Here is a 20,027-nt window from a genome sequence, read left to right as displayed (position 1 = left end):
CGGTGGTGCTCGCCTGATGGGCGTCTTCTTCTGACATCGGTCGTTACGGGCGCTGTCGCCGAGCGGTAGTCGTCGCGTCTGACCGGTGACGATCCGTCTCTCTTCCGGTCTCCAGTACTACGAACTCTCCCTCCCCACAGCTGTCGTCCGTCATCGTTGGCATGTGTCGAACAAAGACCCGTAATATTTACATTTCATTCCCTATAATTCACATATGGATGAATGCTGGACGCGATGGACGGCCAGTTCCGTCACGCGATGATACGTCGACGAGCCGACCGGGTCGGCGAGATAACAGCCGATTACGCCATGTTCTCCCGACCGAGCGCCGAAAACAGCGCCTCGACCGCGTCCCACTCCTCGCGGACGTTTTCGGCCTGTTCGCTGTTGCCCTCCTGCTTGAGTCGCTGGGCCTGATCGTACATCTCCGACAGCGACGGCATCTCCGGATTCCACAGCGTCCCCCAGAGGTGGACGTCGTCGAGGTCCGGCGTCACGAGTTGTTTGACGTGGACGTCGACGGTTTCGATTCCCGAGACGTTGCCCGCGTCGAGGAACTCCTCGCCGGAGATGATCTCCGTCAGCGTCCCGTCGCCGACGAAATCCGACACGGCGTCCATCTTTTCGGGAGGACCGTACACGAGGAACGTCCCGCCCCAGGCGGTCGTCGGATCGAACTCGGCCAGTTTGTTCTGAAACAGCGCATTCCGGACGAGAATCTCGAGTTTCGACCGATCGATCACGCTCGCACGTGATCGCCCCAGTATCGGCGCGAGGATCACCGCCGGCGTGAACGACACGTCGGGATTCAGCTGATACTTGTCCTCGACCGGCCGGAAGCTGTCGGCCGGATCGAACACGTCGCCCATGATCGACATCGTCGCGTCCTGATCGAGGAACTGCGGCACTGATGACATGGTAAACGCCTCGAGGAACGCGACGAGCGGTCGGTTTATCTCCGTATACTGCGGCGGGTTGTACTCCGCAAGCCGGTCGATCTGCGGCCGGATGTCCGCCTGAACGTTCTCGAGGCAGTTGTTATCGAACGGGATGATCGCGTCGACCGCTCGGGAGGTGCGCGCGAGTCCGACGACGCCGTTTACCTTCGCGCGGCCGCCGAACTCCGAGTACTCGGTACCCTCCGACGGAATGACGACGCTGCTGAAAAGCGGTTTCGGGACGACCGTGTCGTCCTCGAGGACGTCGGATCTGAGGTTATCGGCGACGACCGGCGTCGCACCGCAGCCGGTCCCCTTCGTGACGCTGTGGACGAACATTACGGCCTGCGAGTCCTGAATCCGTTCTATTTTCATGTCCCAGCGCTCTCGGAAGGGGTCGGAGTCGCCCTCGAAATCGGCCTCCATCAACTCCTTGCCGATGTCCCACCGATAGCCGGCGCCTGCATAATCGTGGCGGCCGAACCCGATGATACAGTTCGGCAACAGGTCATTGCGGCTGTAGCCCTTCTCCTCCTGTGCGTAGTAGGTCTGCTCGAGTTCGCTGACGTTCGTGTTCAGGAGCCCGTAACCGGCGAGTCCGCCCTCCCAGATCCGAGCGCGGCGCTCGTTGTTCTCCGCCAGCGTCTCGCGACGGAGCAAGATCGCATCGAGAATATTGTTCCCCGCGCCGCCGACGCCGACGAGAAACCACTTCTTCCCATAGGTGCTATCGAGCAGGTCCTCGCTGAGCGTCTCGGTCGATTTCGCCGGTCCCGATCGAGTTTCGTTGCCGGTCGAATCGTCCTCGGGTGGTTCCGGAGCGAACACCTCCTCGCGCAGGTCTGGATACACCTGTTCGACGGACTCCGGCTCGTCGCCGTGTGCGTCTCGGACGTGTTCGACGAGGGTCGCCCGCTCCCACTCGCCCGCCTGCGCCATACAAATTTTACAGAGATTCGTCATTCTCAGTACTGTCCTATCCCTTCGTCGGAACTATCTAAAGGATTACGTGTGGACCGGCAGCGATTTCGATCTTGGACTCTACCAGACTCAGTTTTCGAGATGTTAAATTATTACATGAATACCTACATAGAACATACCAACTGAACGTGCGATCGCACACCCGTCTGTCGGCACCCACCAGCGATCGAAGCTGCACCTACACTCGTCTTAGCCGCCGTGGCGCTCGACGAACCGCTCTCGTAACGTCTCGAGACCGCCCCTGACCGTCGTCCGGTCGGTAAACTCGATCTCGAGAAAGCCCGGCGGTGCCCCCTCCTGGAGGTCAACGGTGGCGACGACATCAGTCTGTCGTCGGCAGAACGCGGCCAGTTCCTCAAGAACGGCCGGCTGCGCGATTCCTTTTGGGAGCCGTTCGGTCTGGCACTGGACGGTATCGCCGTCCGCGTTTCCGCCGAGTTCCCGGAGGACAAACAGGATTTCGTCGGCGACTGACTCGGTTGCGACGTGATTCCGGGTCCCCGTCGATCCGCCGGTCGACTCACCCGCAGGCGTCTGCTCGGTCGCGGGTGTTGCCACGTCCGATATCCTCGACACATCGTCCTCGTCGCCGGGCATGTTCCGTTCGGTGATGGCGATTGCGGTCCCGTCGACCGACGCGTCGACATCGTACTGTCGTTCGATGATTGGTGCGAGGTCGGTTACGAGCGCCGTCGACACGACGGTCGGCACTTCGACCGTTCCGCTCCCGTGTTCGACGGTGCCGACCAGCCCACCGAGGAAGTCGACGGTGACGAGCAGGTCGGCGGCGGCCTCGCGCGCGGTTCGGAGTTCCCGTCGCGCGTCCTCGAACGAACAGCGGTGCAGCGAGTGCATCGCGTCCGAGATGTCGCGTTCGATCTCGGCGACGCCGTCGACATCGTCGTGTCGTCCGTCGAGGACGAACTCCTCGACACGGTCCGCCAGCTTCCCGTCGAGTCGGCCGCTCAGGTCGCGGACGTCTACGAGCGTCGCGTCGATTTCGTTCCGCAGGTCGACGATCTCTTCCTCGCGATCCTGAACGTACTGCCGAATCTTTTCGCGATGGTCGTCAACTGCCGCAGCGGCAATGGCCGCGTCCCGGAGGGTGCCGTCCTCGAGTTGGTCCCGAACGGCCCTCTCGGCCTCTCCGACGTGGACCGTCCGCCCCGATGGCGGCACGGTGAACTCGCGGTAGCGACTCGGAAGGTTCACGATCTCGTAGGGTTCGTCGTCCGGCCCGGTCAACCCCGTATCGAGGCGGCCGTCTGCAAGCGCGTCCTTGAGGCCGCGGCGGAGTTCCCGCTCGGCGCGGTTGATTCGCTCTCGCTCGGTTTCGCGATCATCACAGCCGTCGGACTCGAGATCACGAACGCGGCCGACCGCGTCGGGGAGAATCGGTGCGAGTCGATCGAGGGTCGTCTCCCCGATCCGTTCCTCGAACGAGACCTGCGCGGACCGCTCTCTGACTTCGCTCCCGGTCGGATCCCCGCTCGAGCGGTTGTCGGGACCGGTACTCGAGTCCTTGGCTCGCGCTCGAACGACGACTGCGGCACCGATGATTGTCACTACTGCCCCGGCCAGCACGAGCGGAAGCGGATCGTCGGCCAGTGAGAGCGCTGCGCTGGGTCGACCAACCCAGGCCATCAGGCCGTTCCCCACTTCGACGGTGGATCCGTGTGACTGCGTCACGAACGCCTCCATCCCACCACCCTCAACTCGGTCTGCATGTCGGAACTGTCGACAGTAGAAGTGCAAAGAAGTATCGGCTGTCAAACCACCCTGCTATCGAACGTCGACCGTCCGACTCGCTTCAATCGGAGCAGCGGCAGCTCGGGGAAGGCGATGCTAACGGTGAACTCAAGCTCATCGACGCCGGTACCGAAGGCGCCGACTGGGCCATTTACCGTCTCCTAGATGCAGGCATGGGCCGACTCGCCAACGTTTCGAACCGTGACTTCACAGAGTAAAGTGATCTCGTAGTATGACAATCAGTCACGTTAATCATCTCGTCGCTTCGGTCGTCGTAGCGGGGAGAAAACCCAGAATTGGAGTAAAACACCGATCAGTGACGAGACGTACAATACCGCCGAGAGATCGCAGCGGGGAGAGAATAGAGGAGTCATCCTATCCAAACTGTTATTAAAGTTCCCTACATGCTCATAACTACACAGTGGAGGCGGTCCGCTCCAATTTGTGTTTCTCTGGCGAACAATTATCGATATAGCTACCACCCTGTCTCCGAAGGTATAGCGGTTGGTTTGAACCCTTGGCCTTAGCCACACCTCCTAGGGGGACCCGGACGCGCCACGTCCGGTTTCTCAAGTGAACTTCACGGAATCAGTCGACTCAAAACAATGAGATGACTCTGACGAGCCACGAAATCCCGTGAAAACCAGAGAGTTCATTCCTCTCAATTGAGTACAACCGCAAAGAAAACCTCTACGAACTCGCCAACCTTCTTGGTTAAACTTACTTGTCCCGTGGGTACTGAGTACTACAAACTCAATGGTCAAGATCCCTAATTCCCTTCGCTCTCTGTTCAGCGCTCCAATCGAAGAGCAAGATGGGACGTACATTATTGAAGTTCCTTCGAGTGAAGTCGATCATAAAGCGTTGTCAGCTAACGAAACGTATCGCGTAGCGATTCTTGAGTCTCCTGCCTCGACAGAGTCATCGATGCAACAGGGGCCACAGCAACCGCCTTCTCAGGAGACCGTGAGTCGCGCCCCGTCAGAACCCCCTGTCGATGAAGGCGAAGTGCGTGATGTAACAATTAAGACTGTCGGCAATCAGGGCGACGGTATTGCAAAAGTCGAACGTGGCTACGTCGTGATTGTCCCCGGTTCCCAACCTGGTGACGAGCCGACCGTCGAAATCGAGCAGGTTCAGGAGAACGTCGCGTTTGCGAGCATCGTCGATAGCGATCCACGAGCACTCTAATTGTTATCCCTCGTAGGTCGGCCTTCTTCTCGGTAACCATTGTGCTGAGAGGGCTCCGTTCCAGTTGGTCTGATAGAGAGATCCTCGCCCACCAAGTAGTCGAAAAAGTGAGTGAGGGATCCGCGGCCGTTCCAACAGGGAGATCGACAACAGCTCCTTAGCGATGTTTATCGTCCCAGAAGAGGTGAAGGGGCTGATCAGTTGTTCCCTTCGGAGTTATCGATGGCAACGAGAGACATCTATACGACGGCGTTCGACGAAGACGTCCAGACGACTGCAACTGACTGTCCGGACTGTGGCGGTCGTATTCGACAGACCGGTCGCGAAACGATCTGCGAGGACTGCGGACGTATCCTCGAGAATAACCACTTGGACCGAAGGCCTGACTGGGGACGAAATGACGACGGAGACTCTCAGAAACGGACCGGCGCACCACTGACGCCGACACGTCACGATCGAGGCCTGTCCACCGAAATTGGCTACAAGACGGATGGAAACGGAAACACGCTCTCGAGCACAAAGCGACGACAACTGAATCGACTGCGTCGCGAACAGTCCCGCGCACAGTGGCAGTCGAAAGCAGACCGGAACCTCGCCTATGGACTCAGTGAAGTGCGGCGGATCGTTGCGAGTCTCGGTCTCGCAGACAGTATCCGTGACCAAGCATGTGCGCTCTTCCGACGTGCACAGTCCGAACACCTCTGTCGGGGCCGCTCGCTCGAGTCAGTGGCCGCAGCCAGCGTCTACGCAATCGCTCGCTGTAACGGACTCGGACGATCCCGGGCAGAAGTTGCGTCCAGTGCCCGCTGTGACCAGGAGAGACTCACCACTGCCTACGACGCGATGAACGTCGAACTTGAGTTACCGACACAGCCGATTGCAGCAACAGATCGTATTCCGAGGCTTGCGACAGAACTTGAGGTCCCAGATCATGTTCGTCGACTAGCGCTCGAGCTCGCACAGGAGGCACGCGAACGCGGATTGACGATCGGCTACCGGCCGAGTGGCGTCGCAGCGGGGTGTCTCTATCTCGCGGCCCAGCGAGTCGGTTTGTGTCTTTCCCAGCAGCGGATCGCCGATATCGCAGGAACATCCCAAACACGCTCCGCAGTCGGCAAGACGACTTACTCGAGATCGATCCCTGAGTCTGATCATCGCAACCCAGATGAGACGCTTGTAACGAGTAGTTGGTAGCGCGGTTTCTTTATCCGGAAATCTGGGCGATGATGAATTGGGCGATGGTAACGACGTGTGTGAGTGTAGCAGTAATCGTTAGCGGTTGTGCGGTTTACATCCGCCAAGAAGGACGAGAAGTGACTCCGGTCGCTCATCAGTGACGACGGTCACACTGTAGCATTCGTTTTCAGAGCCCGTCGCAGCGTCGATTGTCGCGTCTTTCCACTCACTTTGTGGTGTCTTGGCTCGAACAGCCCACCGTTGTGCATTCGGATTCTCTCCCCACTCATTAATGGTGTACTGTGGCCGTTCTCGTTCTGATCCTGAGTCAAGTTGATACGACGCCTGATGAACGCGATTTCCATCACGGAGGATTTCGAGCGAGACCTCAACCGACTCTGGGAGACTGTTTGCCAGCGTCACTGCACCGAGCGTATCTGTCCGCATTCCCAGTTCGGCCTCAAGAGTGGCACACCCTGAGACCCACGTAAGGGCTGTTGTACCGAGGGCCGCGAGGGTCTGACGGCGGTTCATATAAGCAGGTAAGTCGCAAATACGTAAATCCTTTCTTGTCGGATTAATACACGAACATAGACTGCACCGAACAATCGGTGCGTTCTCTGTACATGAGGTTGTTTTCTTATTATATTTTTCGGAATATATTGGAGTGCTTCCTACTGGAATGGAGTCGGTCGAGAGCTCCCTCGAGTGTGTTTTTCGTCCCCCGAAGGGGGTGAAGGGCGTTCCAGAATGGAGCGTCCGTCGTCACAAACGATGACTCCAAGTGACTGTTCGCCGGTGTCCTTCGATGACTCGGACACCAGACGTGACGAGATGCACAGTACGATGGAAGCCTGGGTCGACGACCTCGTCGACGAGGTTGATGACGCAGTTCGAGTGAGCAGTTCCAGGAGTGGCTCGACGTCCAGAGCTGCTTTCACGATTACTCTTACCGAAATACGCTGCTAATCACTCGTCAGTGTCCGAACGCGACCCGCGTCGCCGGCTATCGGACGTGGCAAGACGAATTCGACCGTCATGTGAAAGAAGGCGAGAGTGCAATCTGGATCTGGGCACCGATCATTGCGAAGCAGTGCCCCGAGTGTGAGAACTCGCCATCGTACCACGATCAAAGCGACTGCGAATACGACGAAACAGCACCCGAAGAGTGGTCAAAAGTGCCGTGTTGAATAGATGCTGAGTCATGGTTAGAGCGATTCACACAACGGTTCAATGTTGATGAGGGCGAACATCAAGACGATCTCACGGAACTGTCGATACCAGCCCAGCGCTCGCACGGCATCGCCGAGCGAGCGCTTCGTTGTTGAGTACGAGGTTTCAGCCATCCAGCGCTGAGAGTAGCCTTTTGCCCGGATGAGTGCGTTATGTCCTACCGTGAGCGGTCTCGATCCACGCTGTAAAATGAGTGGATCGACACCGAGCGCGTAGAACTCATATTTTGTGACCCAGTTGTGGAACGCTTTGTCCGCCGCGACGGACAGCAGGTCGTCCGCGTTCCGGCGGACGACCTGCGGCCCGGTCTTCGTATCGTGTTTCCACCGGGCCGAGATATGGACGTCAAGAACAGCAAGGGACTCCCTGCCGGTTAATGTCGTCACTTTCAGCGTTTGAACGGTACTTCCCGACCGCTGGCGGTAGTACGATGAGGCTGAACGTCGGTCGAAGAACGTGCTGTCGAGTGCTGCGTGGCCAGACTGCGGGTGTTGCTGCGCGGAAACGCGCAGCAACGCCCGCCATACCCACATTTCAGCCGGTCGAACGACTTGTAGATCGTCGTGTACTCCGGCAGATCGTCCCGATCTAGGCCGAGTATATCACGAATCTCAGTCATGTACTCCAGTCGATTCGGCGTTTCGCGGTAGCTGTGGCCCTCTTCGAGTCGAAAACAGTGCAGTACGACATGGACCCAGCGGGCGAACCCGCCGCTGGCGGGCTCGCCCGCGTGCTTCCCCAACGCTTGTTTGGCTAGGTGGCGACACTGCTCAACGAAGTCGAGGAGATCGACTTCCATGGACAGAATCGATTTCTTCGACTTCACCTTTCTAACCCGCGATATCAACCGATTAGATCGCTATTCAACACGGCAGTCAAAAGGACTCGTGGGCTTCCGGCCAGCGCCCGTCTTCGATATTTCCCAAACTGAGGGAGAGCCACTCCCCGAACTCGAGACCGAAGCGAGTGGAGATGCCGACGGACTGCTCCCAGTGCTTCTCGAGGTGGCCTCATCACTCGACGTAGATGTAGAAGTCGTCTCCCCAACGGAGTGGACTCACGGCGACGCCAAAGGCATCTGTCAGTATCGCTCTCCTGCAGAACGACCACTGGTCGAGGTTCGCGATCGTGAGAACAGCGCAGCTCTCGCTGTGACGCTCGTCCACGAATACGCCCACGCACGCTTGCATGGTGATGTCGACGACGAGACTGACCGCTCGAAACGCGAACTCGAGGCCGAGGGAGTCGGCTATATCGTGGGTCGGTACTTCGGGCTGGATACGAGCGGGTCGGCGTTCTATCTGGCCGCGTGGGAAGGCGACGAACCAGAGGCAATCTTGGACCGACTCGAACGGATCAGTTCGACAGCCGCAGAGATCATCGCTGTCGTCGACGAGGTGATGGTGGATGAATGAGCGAAATCTCCTCCTCGAGATCGTCACTGCACTCGAAGAGCGGGGACTCGGTCATGACGAGTACCAATTCCAACGGGTGATCGACATCGAAGCGCTCGAGCAACTCGTCGACTCAGCAGGTGCTGATCTCGAGGTCAGATTCTCGGTTGGTGAGTTTCGTCTCTGCGTGACACAGTCCGATGTGCAGGTCCTTCCGAGTACGTAGTAGGAGAGCCTATCTGGTTCACCTCTGTCCGTTTATGTACCATATAAATTTCATCCCTAACCGACATGAATAGTCTGGTAAGTATATATGCGAATTGAACGGGCAAGTCAGAATACCCCGGTAATGAAACCAAATCCCATGATGATGAGGACAGCTGCGGAAAACGTTGGGAGGTACGGCGTGTACTGCTCGACTTTCTCCTCTGAGTGCTGGTAGCCTGCAATCAACAGCATCGTCAGTCCGACGATACCCGCGATGACGGTGAGGGCGTACGCACTCATCAGTTCGAGGCAGTGGTTAGACCCGGCGCAGAGTGCAATAATCTCGAATTCCTCTTCGTGGGCGAATCCGAGTACGAATGCGAACCACGCGATCCCAAGGAGGCCACGATCAGCAGTTGCTTCGGGGTCATCATGTGAGTGAGAGTGCCCACCGACGAAGGGAACGAAGCCTTTCAAACGAGTGATCAGCCCATTGTTGTGGTTGTGTGAATGGCCCTGCTCGTGAGAATGGTTTGAATGTTCGTCCAGATCGTGTTGGTGGTCATGGCTGTGATGGTTGGAGTGGCCCTCACCATCGTGACTGCCGTGAGAATGCCCGTGGGAATATTCACGAATCCCAAGCGCGATGAGCAGGACACCGGCCACAAGACTGACTGGCCCGCCGATCTGGATACCACCGAGTATTGTCATCGGCTCGTTGACCTGCGTGAGGTTGAAGTAGTCCTTCGCGTAGAAGAATACCCCTACCATAGCGATACTACTGATAAGGTGGCCGACGCCGATGATGAGACTCGCCGCGAACCCGTACACCCACTTGTTCGTCTGGTCGAGCGCATATGAGGCGGCAACGGGCCACCCGTGACCCGGTTCGATGCCGTGAACGGCACCGAGCGCGACTGCCCCGAGGAAGAGACCAAACGCTTCGCCGTGTAACATCCTGAGTGAGAATCTGCTATCGACGTGAATAACGGTTGTTAATACCGAAATGGGTGACTCGTCATACGAGATCCTCTTGTAGAATCCCGACGAACCAGTAACTATGCGAACGAGTTTCAATATTCCAGACGAAGTAATAGAAGAGTTCGACCGAGTCTGGCAAGAGCAGGACATCGACAACAGGTCCCGAGCGGTTCGAGAAGCGATGCTGGAGTATATTGAGTCACACTCCCGCCTCAAAGAGACAAGCGGAGAGATCGTCGCGCTCGTCGCGTTCGATTATCGCCATCACGAAGTGATACAGGAACTACACGCAGTTCAACACGGGTACCAAGATGTTATCCTCAACACGAGTCATACGCACCAAGGTGAGTGGTGTCTCGAATCACTGTTTTGTCGGGGGCCAGCCGAGCAGGTACGTAACCTCACCTACCGACTCCGCGACTTTGACGGCGTAAATCGGGTCAAGGTAATGGTCATCCGGGACGGCGAGGAATGACGATCTGCCAGAAACGGTTCCCAGCGGTTATACGCGGCGAACGCGAACCTACAGTATTATGCGAGAGGTCATTTTCACCGTTGAGTACGAGAGGGGTACCGATGAGTTGATGGATCTCTTCATCGACAACCCGGACCTGCACGCCCGGTCAATGGAGGTGCACGCAACGAGCGAGGCGGTGTGGAGAATCGACAAAGTCGTCGGTCCGGCCTCCGTCCTTAACGAGTACGATGACCGCCTGGAGCGGATTGCCAATGATTCGAACACGACCGGAATGTGCGGCGCGCCTATCACCGAGTGGCAGTTTGAGATTCTCTCGTCGAATCCTGAATCACGGAAGATCTACTCGCTCCGCAGGGAAGGCGACGGCCCGCGGTCGATTCCCCTCGTCGCTGCAAAGCACGTCGGTGAAGGATTGATTATGCGGTCCGAACGCCGGGGTGACCAATCCCGCTGGCATTTACTCATCGATGATTCAATTGGAGCAATGCACGACGAAATTCGGAACAATCTCCGCGATGGGTTGTCGCTCACCGTTGAACGACTCGGGGAGCCACCGTGTCTTCTTGAAGATAGTCGGGTACAGACCGACCTCACACCTGAACAGAAGTCGGCGCTCGAAGCCGCACTGAGCCACGGCTACTACGAGGAACCACGACAGGCTACAGTCACCGAGATCGCGGACGAAACCGATGTACCGAATTCAACGTTCCAGTATCGATTGAACCGCGCTGAAGCATGGCTCGCAGAACAGTTCGCAGCTGATTCGATGACCGTCGATATTGACGCGGCGCTTGACCCCGAAGACATCGAGTTCATTCAGTAGGTGTACAACGCACTCGGGAGGACTACTTGGAATATTTCGAAGTAATTCGTAATCCTTCGTCTCTCCAAGCACTCGTGTATGACGAGTGACTCCGACATTAGTGTACAACTCGTACGAAACGCTACCGTCCTTGCGACAATCAACGGGACGACATTCCTCGTTGATCCGATGTTCACACCGCAAGGAGAGATGCCGACGGTGACAGATAACCCGGCAGTTCCCGAGTTCCTCACGACCGAGAATCAACGCCGGAATCCGCTCGTTCCGCTACCAGACGTTGATCTTGACTACGACGCAGTCGCTGTCACCCATCGTCACACCGACCATTGGGACGAGGCGGCGAAAGAGGAACTTGAGACGGACGTCCCGCTCTTTTGTCAGCCTGAAGAGGCCGAGGCGTTCACTGACGAAGGGTTCATCGACGTGCGACCTGTTGACGACAAGGCTACCTTCGATGGCATTACGATTCACCGGACGCCGGGCCAGCACGGACATGGCGAATTAGCCGAGGGGATGGGCCCGGTTTCCGGGTTTGTCTTCGAAGGTGACGAGACGCTGTACATTGCTGGCGATACAATCTGGTACGACCCGGTGGAAGAGACGCTGGACCGATTCGACCTCGATATGGTCATCCTCAACGGCGGCGAAGCGCAATTCGATCAGGGTAAACCCATCACGATGGGTATCGAGGACATCAGCGCCGTCCGTGAGGCCACTGACGCGACGGTCACGGTCGTTCATATGGAAGCGATCAATCACTGTCTGCTCTCGCGGGAGGAATTGCGAGCAGAGACCGAGGACGTGGTTGTACCCGAGGATGGGGAGCAGGTCTCCCTGTAACGGGACTTCACTGAGTGCGATTTCAGTAGCACGCACTGACCGGATTAATCAAGCTTTGATCTCGGTACAGCGACGTGCTGTATTCAGTACGACGCGAGAAACATGTTGGAATCCTATTATATAATTCGATTTTCAGACCCCCGAATTCGGACGTCTCACGCCTCAGAGGTCGATTCGTTCGACAGTCGAGCCGGAGCCTGCAGCGCCCATCCGTTTTCAGAACACTTCGAATCCAATGGATGGCGTAGGGTTTTGCTTATAAGTTAACGAGTAGTTCTGAGGATTGATTTCGTTCGGCGCTCGAACGGGTCGACAATATCATGTGATTTGTCTATACCGGACTCGAGGTATCATTCTAGTCCCATAGAGGATTCCTCTAATCAACCGTCGCTGTTTATCGCCCCAGAAGTGGTGAAGGGGCTATTCTGTTGTCCCTTCGGAACTACAGATGGCAACGAGAGACATCGACACGACTGCGTTCGACGAAGACGTCCAGACGACTGCAACTGACTGTCCGGACTGTGGCGGTAGTGTTCGACAGACCAGCCACGAAACGATCTGTGAGGACTGTGGACGCATCCTCGAGAACAACCACTTGGACCGAAGTCCTGACTGGGGACGAAATGACGACGGAGAAACCCAGAAACGGACTGGCGCACCACTGACGCCGACACGCCACGATCGAGGTCTCTCTACCGAGATTGGCTACAAGCAGGATGGAAATGGAAACACCCTATCAAGCACGAAGCGAAGACGACTGAACCGACTGCGTCGCGAACAGTCCCGTGCACAGTGGCAATCGAAAGCAGACCGAAACCTCGCCTATGGACTCAGTGAAGTACGGCGGATCGTCGCGAGTCTCGGTCTCGCAGACAGTATCCGTGATCAGGCGTGTGCGCTCTTCCGACGTGCACAGTCCGAACACCTCTGTCGGGGCCGCTCGCTCGAATCAGTGGCCGCAGCCAGCGTCTACGCAATCGCTCGCTGTAACGGACTCGGACGATCCCGGGCAGAAGTTGCGTCCAGTGCCCGCTGTGAACAGAGTAGACTCACCACTGCCTACGACGCGATGAACGTCGAACTCGAGTTACCGACACAGCCGACTTCGGCAGCAGATCGCATTCCACGGCTTGCAACGGACCTCGAAGTCCCAGACCACGTGCGTCGACGAGCACTCGAGTTCGCACAGAGAGCGAGGGAAACTGGGATCACAATTGGCTGCCGGCCGAGTGGCGTCGCAGCGGGGTGTCTCTATCTCGCTGCTGAGCAAGCCGGGTTCTGTCTGTCACAGCATCGGATTGCCGACATTGCAGGAACATCACCAAACACACTTCGAAGCCGTCGAGACGAGTTACTCGAGATCGACGCCTAAGTTGGTAGCAGAGAACCCGATGAGGCGCTTGTAGCGGATCCGCTCGAACGCTGACTCGAGTTCGTTTTTTCTCCCCCTGAGGGGTGAGGGGCGTTCCAGAATTGAGCGTCCGTCATCGAGAGCAATGACTACCAACGACTGTTCGCCGGTGTCCTTCAATGACTCGGACACCAGACGTGACGAGATGCACAGTACGATGGAAGCCTGGGTCGAAGACCTCGTCGACGAGGTTGACGACGCAGTCTCGAGTGAGCAGTTCCAAGAGTGGCTCGATGTCCAAAGTCACTTCCACGACTACTCCTACCGAAATACGCTGCTGATTACTCGCCAGTGTCCGAACGCGACTCGTATCGCCGGTTATCGGACGTGGCAAGACGAATTCGACCGGCATGTGAAGGAGGGCGAAAACGCGATCTGGATCTGGGCACCGATCATCGCCAAGCAGTGCCCCGAGTGTGAGAACTCGCCATCGTACCACGATCGAAGCGACTGCGAATACGACGAGACAGCACCCGAAGAGTGGTCAAAAGGGCTCGTGGGCTTCCGGCCAGCGCCCGTCTTCGATATTTCCCAAACTGAGGGAGAGCCACTGCCCGGACTCGAGACCGAAGCGAGTGGAGATGCCGACGGACTGCTCCCAGTGCTTCTCGAGGTGGCCTCATCACTCAACGTAGATGTAGAGGTCGTCTCCCCAACGGAGTGGACTCACGGCGACGCCAAAGGCATCTGTCAGTATCGCTCTCCTGCAGAGCAACCACTAATCGAGGTCCGAAATCGTGAGAACAGCGCAGCTCTCGCTGTGACGCTCGTCCACGAATACGCCCACGCACGCTTGCATGGTGACGTCGACGACGAGACTGACCGCTCGAAACGCGAACTCGAGGCCGAGGGAGTCGGCTATATCGTTGGGCGGTACTTCGGACTGGATACGAGCGGCTCGGCGTTCTATCTGGCCGCGTGGGAGGGCGACAAACCAGAGGCAATCTTCGACCGACTCGAACGGATCAGTTCGACAGCGGCAGAGATCGTTGATGTCGTCGACGAGGTGATGGAAGATGAGTGAGCGAAATCTGCTCCTCGAGATCGTCACTGCACTCGAAGAGCAGGGACTCGGTCATGACGAGTACCAATTGCAACGGGTGATCGACATCGAAGCGCTCAAGCAACTCGTCGACTCAGCGAACGATGACCTCGAGGTGAGATTCTCGGTTGGTGAGTTTCGTCTCTGCGTGACGCAGTCCAATGTGCAGGTCCTTGCGGGTCCGGAGTAGGAGAGCCTATCTGGTTCTCCTCTGTCCGTATGTGTACCATATAAGTTCGACGTTGTAGACTGCGGCGGCGAGCGTAATCTCCCGAAATCCATCAGTACCCTCGGAACCGGAGTGTAAACGCAAGAGATCAAAAACGGAATCGGGAGCTCTCTTTCTTTTACTTCCGGAGCCGAAAAGTTCTCAATACTCTCGTTCCAGTTTCAGTGCGTCCACCGCTCCGTGTCCATATTCGAAACGACGCTCAGCGTCCTCCAGGAATCGCCGCTTGCAATCGTTCCGTTCGCCATTATCGTCTGGTTCGTCGCGCGAACCGTCCCCCGGAGCGGCGTCCTTTCGTGGGTCGTGCGCTGGGTTTTCGTGTTGGGAGTAATTCCGCCATTCGGCCTCTTTCTCCTCGCCGAACTTCTCGACAGTGGACTAGTTCGTGACCTCGCGCGGGCGCTCCTCGACGGCGAGGTTCGACTCGCGGTCCGGATCCTCGCGGTGATCGACTCCCTGATTGCCGCAGTGCTTCGGGCGTTCGTGCAGTTCGTCGCCGGTCTCGTTCCGACCGACCTGCTCGCCAGTTTCATGTCGGCGCTCCCGTCGTGGAACCCGTTCGCAGCACTGTCAATCGCGGGATCCCTCCTCGCAGTGTTCATCGTCCACTTCGTCACGGGTGTCGTCGTGATTCGACTCACGCAACGGGAAGACGGTTTGTCCGTCGCAGACAAGTGGTTGACCATTGCTGGAGTGGTGCTGTTCGTTTCCGGAATGGTGTGGACGCTCCTGCAGTCCGACTCGCTAGATTTTAGTCGATTCGAACTACAAATCGCCGTGTTGGCGTCCTCGATGGGGGTGATTTCCGGTGTCGCCGCGTCGAACCTCCCCGTTGACCTTCCGGCGTGGCGGTCGGACAACATGAGGGACGATCCCGAGTCGGGGTCGAAGACTGGTACCTCGCGACGTATCCCTGGACTGCATCGGCTACGGAGTGGTATTCGGTCCCTTTTTCGGCGATAGTTCGACGCGTCGATTACGATGTCGTTCCACTCGTCGATGAGTCCGGAAACGGATATCCTGAATGCCACTTCGACGTTTCAATTTCAGTCATTGACACCATCCAGTTGGGTGACTACGTTGGGCTTCGAGCGTTTGAAATTCCCCAAGTAAAGCCGAAACACGTCAAACGCACCGACGGCGGGGAGCACTATCGTCTTCGAGTTCCTGAAGGACAAGATACCACAGGCAACGGCGGAAAGCCTCGAGACGCCTATCTTCCGAAGGACGTGGAAGGTGACATCCACCGCTATCAGAACGCTGAAGATATCGATAGCGATGAGCCGCTGGTCGATCTCACTGAGCGTGGTGTGCGTGCAGTTATAAAGCGTACAGCAGAACGCACAGCCGACGAGACGGGTGATGACGACTATCAGTACGTAAGTTCTCACGATCTCCGACGCCGGTATGCACAGCGGCTTCTCGTTGATAAGCAGGTGAACCCTCGAGTTGTCATGGCGGTCGGTGGTTGGGATTCGTTCCAAGCAATCGAACCCTATCTGAACGCTCCAACTGCCGACGTAGTCAATAAGGCTTTCGAGGACGCTGGCCTAGCGTAACATTCGACCAACAGGGTGTCATAGAAAAGTTCCTCTCTCTGTGACTACCCGACAAACGGTAAGTACAGGTCAAGTAGTGACCAGACGAGATATGATTTGTTAGGACTATCTACTGGTCAATTTCTTCATGAATTGACTCGCCAGTACCGGATTTTGATTCCCACTCCCACTTATCTTCAACTCTAATACGCCCATCGTTGAGGAGTTCGACATCACCAACAGAGTGGCCAGTTGCGGTTTCATTATCCGTATTTATTTGGGTGTATCTGATGTCCCATTGTTCCCCATCGAATGTCCCAACCAAGTGCCCATCTATAATATCGCCACCAGAGTAGTTTGCATAGATTCGTTCGCCGGCCTGTTCAAAATGGAAGACGGTATCTGCACCCACTTCCCCGTCTTCGTCGTTCGCAACGCCAACAAGTGACCGGCCATCAAACGAAATTTCGTCTCCCATACATTAGATGACTTGAATGAGTAAATAACACTTCTGGTGTTCAGTTCGCACGTGTAGTGAACGGATAGTTCGCTCCAGATTGAGTGAAAAGAACGTCATGCGGATCATTCTATAACACCCTCTCGATCAAGGATAGTGTCGAGGTGGTAAACCTCTCTATGACGGTCTGTAGAGCAAGGGAAGACGTTTTTTCGTTGGGCCACTACATACGGCCATGCCTTTTGGGACGAGCTGGCAGACACTCCTCGATGAATGCGATGCTCTTGGAGAGGACGCCACACTCACAACACCGCTCACTGAGAAGCAGTTTCGTATTATCAGCGCTCAAGAGTCCCGTATCGTGATTAAGTTCACCGATACCGGCGACTCGCAGCCGTTGCAACGCGACCAATTCGAGACCTTAGCCGGCCGAATCACCGATTCTGGGGGCACATTCGACCTCCAACGGCTCCCCCTGGACGCGGAACCGTACGCGGCAGTTCTGAGTCTTCACCCTCGCTATGAGTGTAACGACCGGGCGGGGACGCTCACTGAGACCGACGAGCCAACAACCTCGCAACTCATCAAGGGTGTCTCTCCCTCCACTGACGAGCAGAATCAAGACCGGACGGAACCAGATCTTGACGTCTACGCCGACATGCTGCTCTTGATCGACGCTCTCGAGCGGCATAATCCAGCGGAACTCGACGAGTGGGAGACGCCAGTGCTCATCAATCTCTATACACTACTCTCGGATGTCCAACGGAATGCGGGCGACCTTCGCACAGAGGTTCGTGAAGTTCTTCTTGACCGGCTTCACCATGATAAGCCGGTGTACGGCCAGTATGGATCGGTCCAACGCACGACTCGACGCAACCGCTCGCTCAAAGCCGACGAGGAGGTGCTCCGTGTGCTCGAAGATGCCGGTATCCCTCGCGAGCGGCTCATGTCCGTTGATCGCGAGAAGGTCGATGAGGCGCTTGAGGTGACTGAACTCTCAGAGTCGGCGGTGTACGAGATCGACGAACGCGAATACGTCCGCAAAGCCGAGGTTGACGAGGAAAGCAAGGAAAGCCGTCTCCAAGGACTGAAAGACCAACTGGCGTTGAGTGACGATCCAGAAGCTGAGGAGTTGCGGCAGGAAGTTGGAGAACTAGAACAGCGGATTGAGGACTTGACGGAGTTCAACCCCGGGACGTCAGTCGGAACACAATCGTAATCTCCTCGCATGACCTTCGCTGATACTGCGCGCATACGATGCTCGTTCGGGAACGGATGAAGCCACGGGTTGTAATGGAAGTCGGTGGCTGGGACGACTATCAGAGCCTCGAGCCCTACCTCTCGAAGCCCGATGAGGAGACGATTATCAACGGATTCGAGCTTTTCGTCGGGATACTTTGACCGTGCGGTCTTATTCATGATCACCGGCTCGGTCACCGCTTTCTTCGGAAGGTCATCGAACTGCTCGGCGACAGTCACGATCTACTCCTCGCAACCGTCGGTCGACTCGCCAGAGGGTGAGGTGAAATTTCTGCTGGGGATTTTTCCCTCTGCCGCCTTGCGATTCTCGATCGTCGGTCGACTCGGCTGTGCCGTCTTCGCTTGGGGAAAACGTCTCCTGCGACGACCTCGAGGACGTCGATAGCACTGAAAAGCTACGTCGGGAAGTGGTGGCCGAGGTAGCTCAATCCTCCTCTGCAGGGGGTTGAACCGGGGATGTCCAGCTGCCCCTGCATATAGACCATGTTACTGTGCCACAATAAGTCCTCAGGAGAGCGTCGCGCTCGAGCGGGTACTGTCCTATGGTTTGGGAGTGAAACCTTTCTCTCTCACTCTTGGCCGGGTCTTCCAGCGGTAAATCCTATTGGTGGGCTGCTCCGTTACCGCAACGGCTCTTCCTCTCGGCCCCATTCTCGGTGTAGGCGGCGCAGTCTGGCGATGTCCCTCGCGTATCCCGGGAGAATGACTCCTCGACGGCACCACACGTTCCACGCCTTCATGATCTCCGGATCACGCAACTCGCCGGAGCCGAGATCGGGATCGTCCACCATCTCCCTCTATATTGGATATGTGGGTGACAGTTTGTGTCTCTACCCCCGGCGCTCGCAGCATGGGGATAGTGCTCGAGAGTCCATCCTTTATCTCGGTCCGCGAGATCGAGGCGCTCCATGAACGCTCTAACGGCCCCATGAATAGTCATTACACTCCCATCCATGCATGTTATAGTCCCACACCCTGTGGGGACTGCTGCCGCCCCGTCTGGAGGAATATAATGACAGACCATGGGACTGAACACCGCTTTGACTTCACAGAAGATGAGTTACCGTCGAGAGCGTTGCTCCATGCAGTTGCTCGTGTTCGAGACGCTGACCCGATGGACCTCACACCGTTAAGAGAGCACATTTCGACTGACGCCGTTGATACGCTCGTCCGCAGCTGTAACGTGGTTGTGATCACGTTCTTCTATGAGGGACTGGAGGTCACTATTCGCGGTGAGGGTACGCTTATTCTGTATGATCTCGAGTAGGTCAGCCGGGGAGATCCTGCTCCTGACAGTGTTCGAGGCAGACCTCGACGAGGTCGGGACACTCACGCAAGAGGAGTTGTTGCGAGCGCTCGTCATATTCGACAAGGCGTGCTTCACGGAGTTTCGGGAGATGGTGGTGGAAAAGCATCACCTTGTATTCCTCGATCGCCTCGTCTGGCATATCATCGGGTGAAGCGTCGTATTCCCACGTAGCGATCTGCATCGCGACATCGGTCAGTGAGGCCCGCTCTTCGTTCTGGAGACAGTGGAGTACGCACCGTCGCTGCCTATCGGCGAGGGCAGTAAAGATCTCATCGGCCCGTTAGCCACCATCAGCCGCGACGATGTGTGGACGGCTGTCCTTCCCCTGACAACAGTTTTCGTCCGACATATGTTGGCGAACATCGGTGAAAACCAGTTCTCACCGCCGTGGGCATCAAGGAGGGTTCCATTCGTGTTCTGGATGCCTACGAGCAGATTGTTGGGCGGGTCCTCCGCCCATTCAATTCGATAGAGGCCGTGATCATCGATTCGCTCCAGTTTGTGGACCTTCTGCACGAGAGGGTGTGAGAGGACATTCTCTTCAAACGTATCGAGGTCGTCGCTTGTCACCCATAGGAAGGGGATAGGGCGTTCACCCAGCGGGATGACCCGCTCCAATTCAACGGTATAGACACCCGTTGCCTGCTTGAGAATCTCGCCTATTACGAATCCCTCGGCATCGATCGTGAATTCGAGGAGTACGACCATAGGACTACTATAGGTTCCAGTGGATTATCTGCTCGTTGTCCTATGCCAGTGACTTTCGGGATTAGCGATTAATAGAGAGTAG

General features: G+C 56.8%; 18 protein-coding genes and 4 pseudogenes. 14 read left to right on the top strand and 8 right to left on the bottom strand.

The features are described 5' to 3' along the window. Positions 1-302 precede the first annotated feature (302 nt). From K6I40_RS07150 to K6I40_RS28210, 3 genes and pseudogenes are all read right to left on the bottom strand, one after another. Complete coding sequence (locus tag K6I40_RS07150) at positions 303-1,877, bottom strand: cell division protein FtsZ (protein WP_255681509.1); 1,575 nt, start codon at positions 1,875-1,877, stop codon at positions 303-305. A 231-nt stretch (positions 1,878-2,108) separates the two neighbouring features. Further along, positions 2,109-3,608: a hypothetical protein gene (locus K6I40_RS07145; RefSeq protein WP_222913981.1), complete on the bottom strand. Its 1,500-nt coding sequence runs from the start codon at positions 3,606-3,608 to the stop codon at positions 2,109-2,111. A gap of 93 nt (positions 3,609-3,701) precedes the next feature. Next, positions 3,702-3,883: pseudogene (locus K6I40_RS28210) on the bottom strand (hypothetical protein); the annotation flags it as partial. Positions 3,884-4,424: 541 nt separating this feature from the next. On the opposite strand from K6I40_RS28210, the gene K6I40_RS07140 reads away from it, so the two are divergent. The 3 genes and pseudogenes from K6I40_RS07140 to K6I40_RS07130 form a co-directional block, all read left to right on the top strand. Then, on the top strand, positions 4,425-4,859 hold the full coding sequence (locus K6I40_RS07140) for a TRAM domain-containing protein (protein WP_222913979.1): 435 nt from the start codon (positions 4,425-4,427) through the stop codon (positions 4,857-4,859). 222 nt (positions 4,860-5,081) lie between these two features. Continuing rightward, positions 5,082-6,053 carry a transcription initiation factor IIB family protein gene (locus K6I40_RS07135; protein ID WP_222913977.1) on the top strand — a complete coding sequence of 324 codons (972 nt, stop codon included), beginning with the start codon at positions 5,082-5,084 and terminating at the stop codon, positions 6,051-6,053. Positions 6,054-6,809: 756 nt separating this feature from the next. Further along, positions 6,810-7,300 (top strand): annotated as a pseudogene (locus tag K6I40_RS07130) (ArdC-like ssDNA-binding domain-containing protein); the annotation flags it as partial. Here the strand turns inward: K6I40_RS07130 and K6I40_RS07125 are convergent. After that, a pseudogene (locus K6I40_RS07125) lies at positions 7,244-8,067 on the bottom strand (IS5 family transposase). The pseudogenes K6I40_RS07130 and K6I40_RS07125 sit on opposite strands and share 57 nt — an antisense overlap. Positions 8,068-8,143: 76 nt before the next feature. Here K6I40_RS07125 and K6I40_RS07120 point away from each other — a divergent pair. Beyond that, positions 8,144-8,683 (top strand): annotated as a pseudogene (locus K6I40_RS07120) (DUF955 domain-containing protein); the annotation flags it as partial. Then, entirely contained in the window at positions 8,676-8,888 is a 213-nt protein-coding gene (locus K6I40_RS07115) for a hypothetical protein (protein WP_222913975.1), read from the top strand. The pseudogene K6I40_RS07120 and the gene K6I40_RS07115, both read left to right, overlap by 8 nt. Before the next feature lie 107 nt (positions 8,889-8,995). Here the strand turns inward: K6I40_RS07115 and K6I40_RS07110 are convergent, their stop codons facing one another. Continuing rightward, the gene (locus K6I40_RS07110; RefSeq protein ID WP_222914977.1) at positions 8,996-9,826 is read right to left on the bottom strand and encodes a hypothetical protein; all 831 of its coding nucleotides are present in this window, start codon (positions 9,824-9,826) and stop codon (positions 8,996-8,998) included. Positions 9,827-9,929: 103 nt separating this feature from the next. Between K6I40_RS07110 and K6I40_RS07105 the strand changes: the two genes are divergently transcribed. The 8 genes from K6I40_RS07105 (at position 9,930) to K6I40_RS07070 (ending at position 16,232) form a co-directional block, all read left to right on the top strand. Further along, positions 9,930-10,325 (top strand): CopG family transcriptional regulator, encoded by a 396-nt coding sequence (locus K6I40_RS07105; RefSeq protein WP_222913973.1) that lies wholly within the window; start codon positions 9,930-9,932, stop codon positions 10,323-10,325. A 58-nt stretch (positions 10,326-10,383) separates the two neighbouring features. Continuing rightward, positions 10,384-11,151 carry a helix-turn-helix domain-containing protein gene (locus K6I40_RS07100; RefSeq protein ID WP_222913971.1) on the top strand — a complete coding sequence of 256 codons (768 nt, stop codon included), beginning with the start codon at positions 10,384-10,386 and terminating at the stop codon, positions 11,149-11,151. A gap of 78 nt (positions 11,152-11,229) precedes the next feature. Next, entirely contained in the window at positions 11,230-11,991 is a 762-nt protein-coding gene (locus K6I40_RS07095) for an MBL fold metallo-hydrolase (protein ID WP_222913969.1), read from the top strand. A 448-nt stretch (positions 11,992-12,439) separates the two neighbouring features. Next, entirely contained in the window at positions 12,440-13,363 is a 924-nt protein-coding gene (locus K6I40_RS07090; protein WP_222913967.1) for a transcription initiation factor IIB family protein, read from the top strand. A gap of 124 nt (positions 13,364-13,487) precedes the next feature. Next, entirely contained in the window at positions 13,488-14,426 is a 939-nt protein-coding gene (locus K6I40_RS07085; protein ID WP_222913965.1) for an ArdC-like ssDNA-binding domain-containing protein, read from the top strand. Then, positions 14,419-14,634, top strand: a complete 216-nt coding sequence (locus K6I40_RS07080; RefSeq protein WP_222913963.1) for a hypothetical protein — start codon at positions 14,419-14,421, stop codon at positions 14,632-14,634. Before K6I40_RS07085 ends, K6I40_RS07080 begins: the two co-directional genes overlap by 8 nt. A 219-nt stretch (positions 14,635-14,853) precedes the next feature. Next, positions 14,854-15,636 (top strand): hypothetical protein, encoded by a 783-nt coding sequence (locus K6I40_RS07075; protein WP_255681505.1) that lies wholly within the window; start codon positions 14,854-14,856, stop codon positions 15,634-15,636. 80 nt (positions 15,637-15,716) lie between these two features. Continuing rightward, a complete protein-coding gene (locus K6I40_RS07070) occupies positions 15,717-16,232 on the top strand; it encodes a site-specific integrase (protein ID WP_255681686.1) in 516 nt (171 codons plus the stop codon). A gap of 109 nt (positions 16,233-16,341) precedes the next feature. Here K6I40_RS07070 and K6I40_RS07065 read toward each other — a convergent pair whose 3' ends face one another. Continuing rightward, on the bottom strand, positions 16,342-16,689 hold the full coding sequence (locus tag K6I40_RS07065) for a hypothetical protein (RefSeq protein WP_222913960.1): 348 nt from the start codon (positions 16,687-16,689) through the stop codon (positions 16,342-16,344). Between the two features lie 214 nt (positions 16,690-16,903). Between K6I40_RS07065 and K6I40_RS07060 the strand changes: the two genes are divergently transcribed. Continuing rightward, entirely contained in the window at positions 16,904-17,887 is a 984-nt protein-coding gene (locus K6I40_RS07060; RefSeq protein WP_222913958.1) for a hypothetical protein, read from the top strand. A 1,309-nt stretch (positions 17,888-19,196) separates the two neighbouring features. On the opposite strand, the gene K6I40_RS07050 is transcribed toward K6I40_RS07060, so the two are convergent. Next, the gene (locus K6I40_RS07050; protein ID WP_222913955.1) at positions 19,197-19,376 is read right to left on the bottom strand and encodes a hypothetical protein; all 180 of its coding nucleotides are present in this window, start codon (positions 19,374-19,376) and stop codon (positions 19,197-19,199) included. A 53-nt stretch (positions 19,377-19,429) separates the two neighbouring features. Next, on the bottom strand, positions 19,430-19,945 hold the full coding sequence (locus K6I40_RS07045) for a bacterio-opsin activator domain-containing protein (RefSeq protein WP_222913953.1): 516 nt from the start codon (positions 19,943-19,945) through the stop codon (positions 19,430-19,432). Between the last annotated feature and the right edge of the window lie 82 nt (positions 19,946-20,027).

Source organism: Natrinema sp. SYSU A 869 (genome assembly GCF_019879105.1).
In the GTDB taxonomy this organism is placed as follows: domain Archaea; phylum Halobacteriota; class Halobacteria; order Halobacteriales; family Natrialbaceae; genus Natrinema.
This window is presented reverse-complemented; position numbering and strand designations above follow the sequence as displayed.

Coding starts and splice junctions, on each gene's coding strand:
- K6I40_RS07150 (WP_255681509.1), bottom strand. CDS start 1,877: ATGGCGCAGGCGGGCGAGTGGGAGCGGGCGACCCTCGTCGAACACGTC.
- K6I40_RS07140 (WP_222913979.1), top strand. CDS start 4,425: ATGGTCAAGATCCCTAATTCCCTTCGCTCTCTGTTCAGCGCTCCAATC.
- K6I40_RS07135 (WP_222913977.1), top strand. CDS start 5,082: ATGGCAACGAGAGACATCTATACGACGGCGTTCGACGAAGACGTCCAG.
- K6I40_RS07115 (WP_222913975.1), top strand. CDS start 8,676: ATGAATGAGCGAAATCTCCTCCTCGAGATCGTCACTGCACTCGAAGAG.
- K6I40_RS07110 (WP_222914977.1), bottom strand. CDS start 9,826: ATGTTACACGGCGAAGCGTTTGGTCTCTTCCTCGGGGCAGTCGCGCTC.
- K6I40_RS07105 (WP_222913973.1), top strand. CDS start 9,930: ATGCGAACGAGTTTCAATATTCCAGACGAAGTAATAGAAGAGTTCGAC.
- K6I40_RS07100 (WP_222913971.1), top strand. CDS start 10,384: ATGCGAGAGGTCATTTTCACCGTTGAGTACGAGAGGGGTACCGATGAG.
- K6I40_RS07095 (WP_222913969.1), top strand. CDS start 11,230: ATGACGAGTGACTCCGACATTAGTGTACAACTCGTACGAAACGCTACC.
- K6I40_RS07090 (WP_222913967.1), top strand. CDS start 12,440: ATGGCAACGAGAGACATCGACACGACTGCGTTCGACGAAGACGTCCAG.
- K6I40_RS07085 (WP_222913965.1), top strand. CDS start 13,488: ATGACTACCAACGACTGTTCGCCGGTGTCCTTCAATGACTCGGACACC.
- K6I40_RS07080 (WP_222913963.1), top strand. CDS start 14,419: ATGAGTGAGCGAAATCTGCTCCTCGAGATCGTCACTGCACTCGAAGAG.
- K6I40_RS07065 (WP_222913960.1), bottom strand. CDS start 16,689: ATGGGAGACGAAATTTCGTTTGATGGCCGGTCACTTGTTGGCGTTGCG.
- K6I40_RS07060 (WP_222913958.1), top strand. CDS start 16,904: ATGCCTTTTGGGACGAGCTGGCAGACACTCCTCGATGAATGCGATGCT.
- K6I40_RS07050 (WP_222913955.1), bottom strand. CDS start 19,376: ATGCCAGACGAGGCGATCGAGGAATACAAGGTGATGCTTTTCCACCAC.
- K6I40_RS07045 (WP_222913953.1), bottom strand. CDS start 19,945: ATGGTCGTACTCCTCGAATTCACGATCGATGCCGAGGGATTCGTAATA.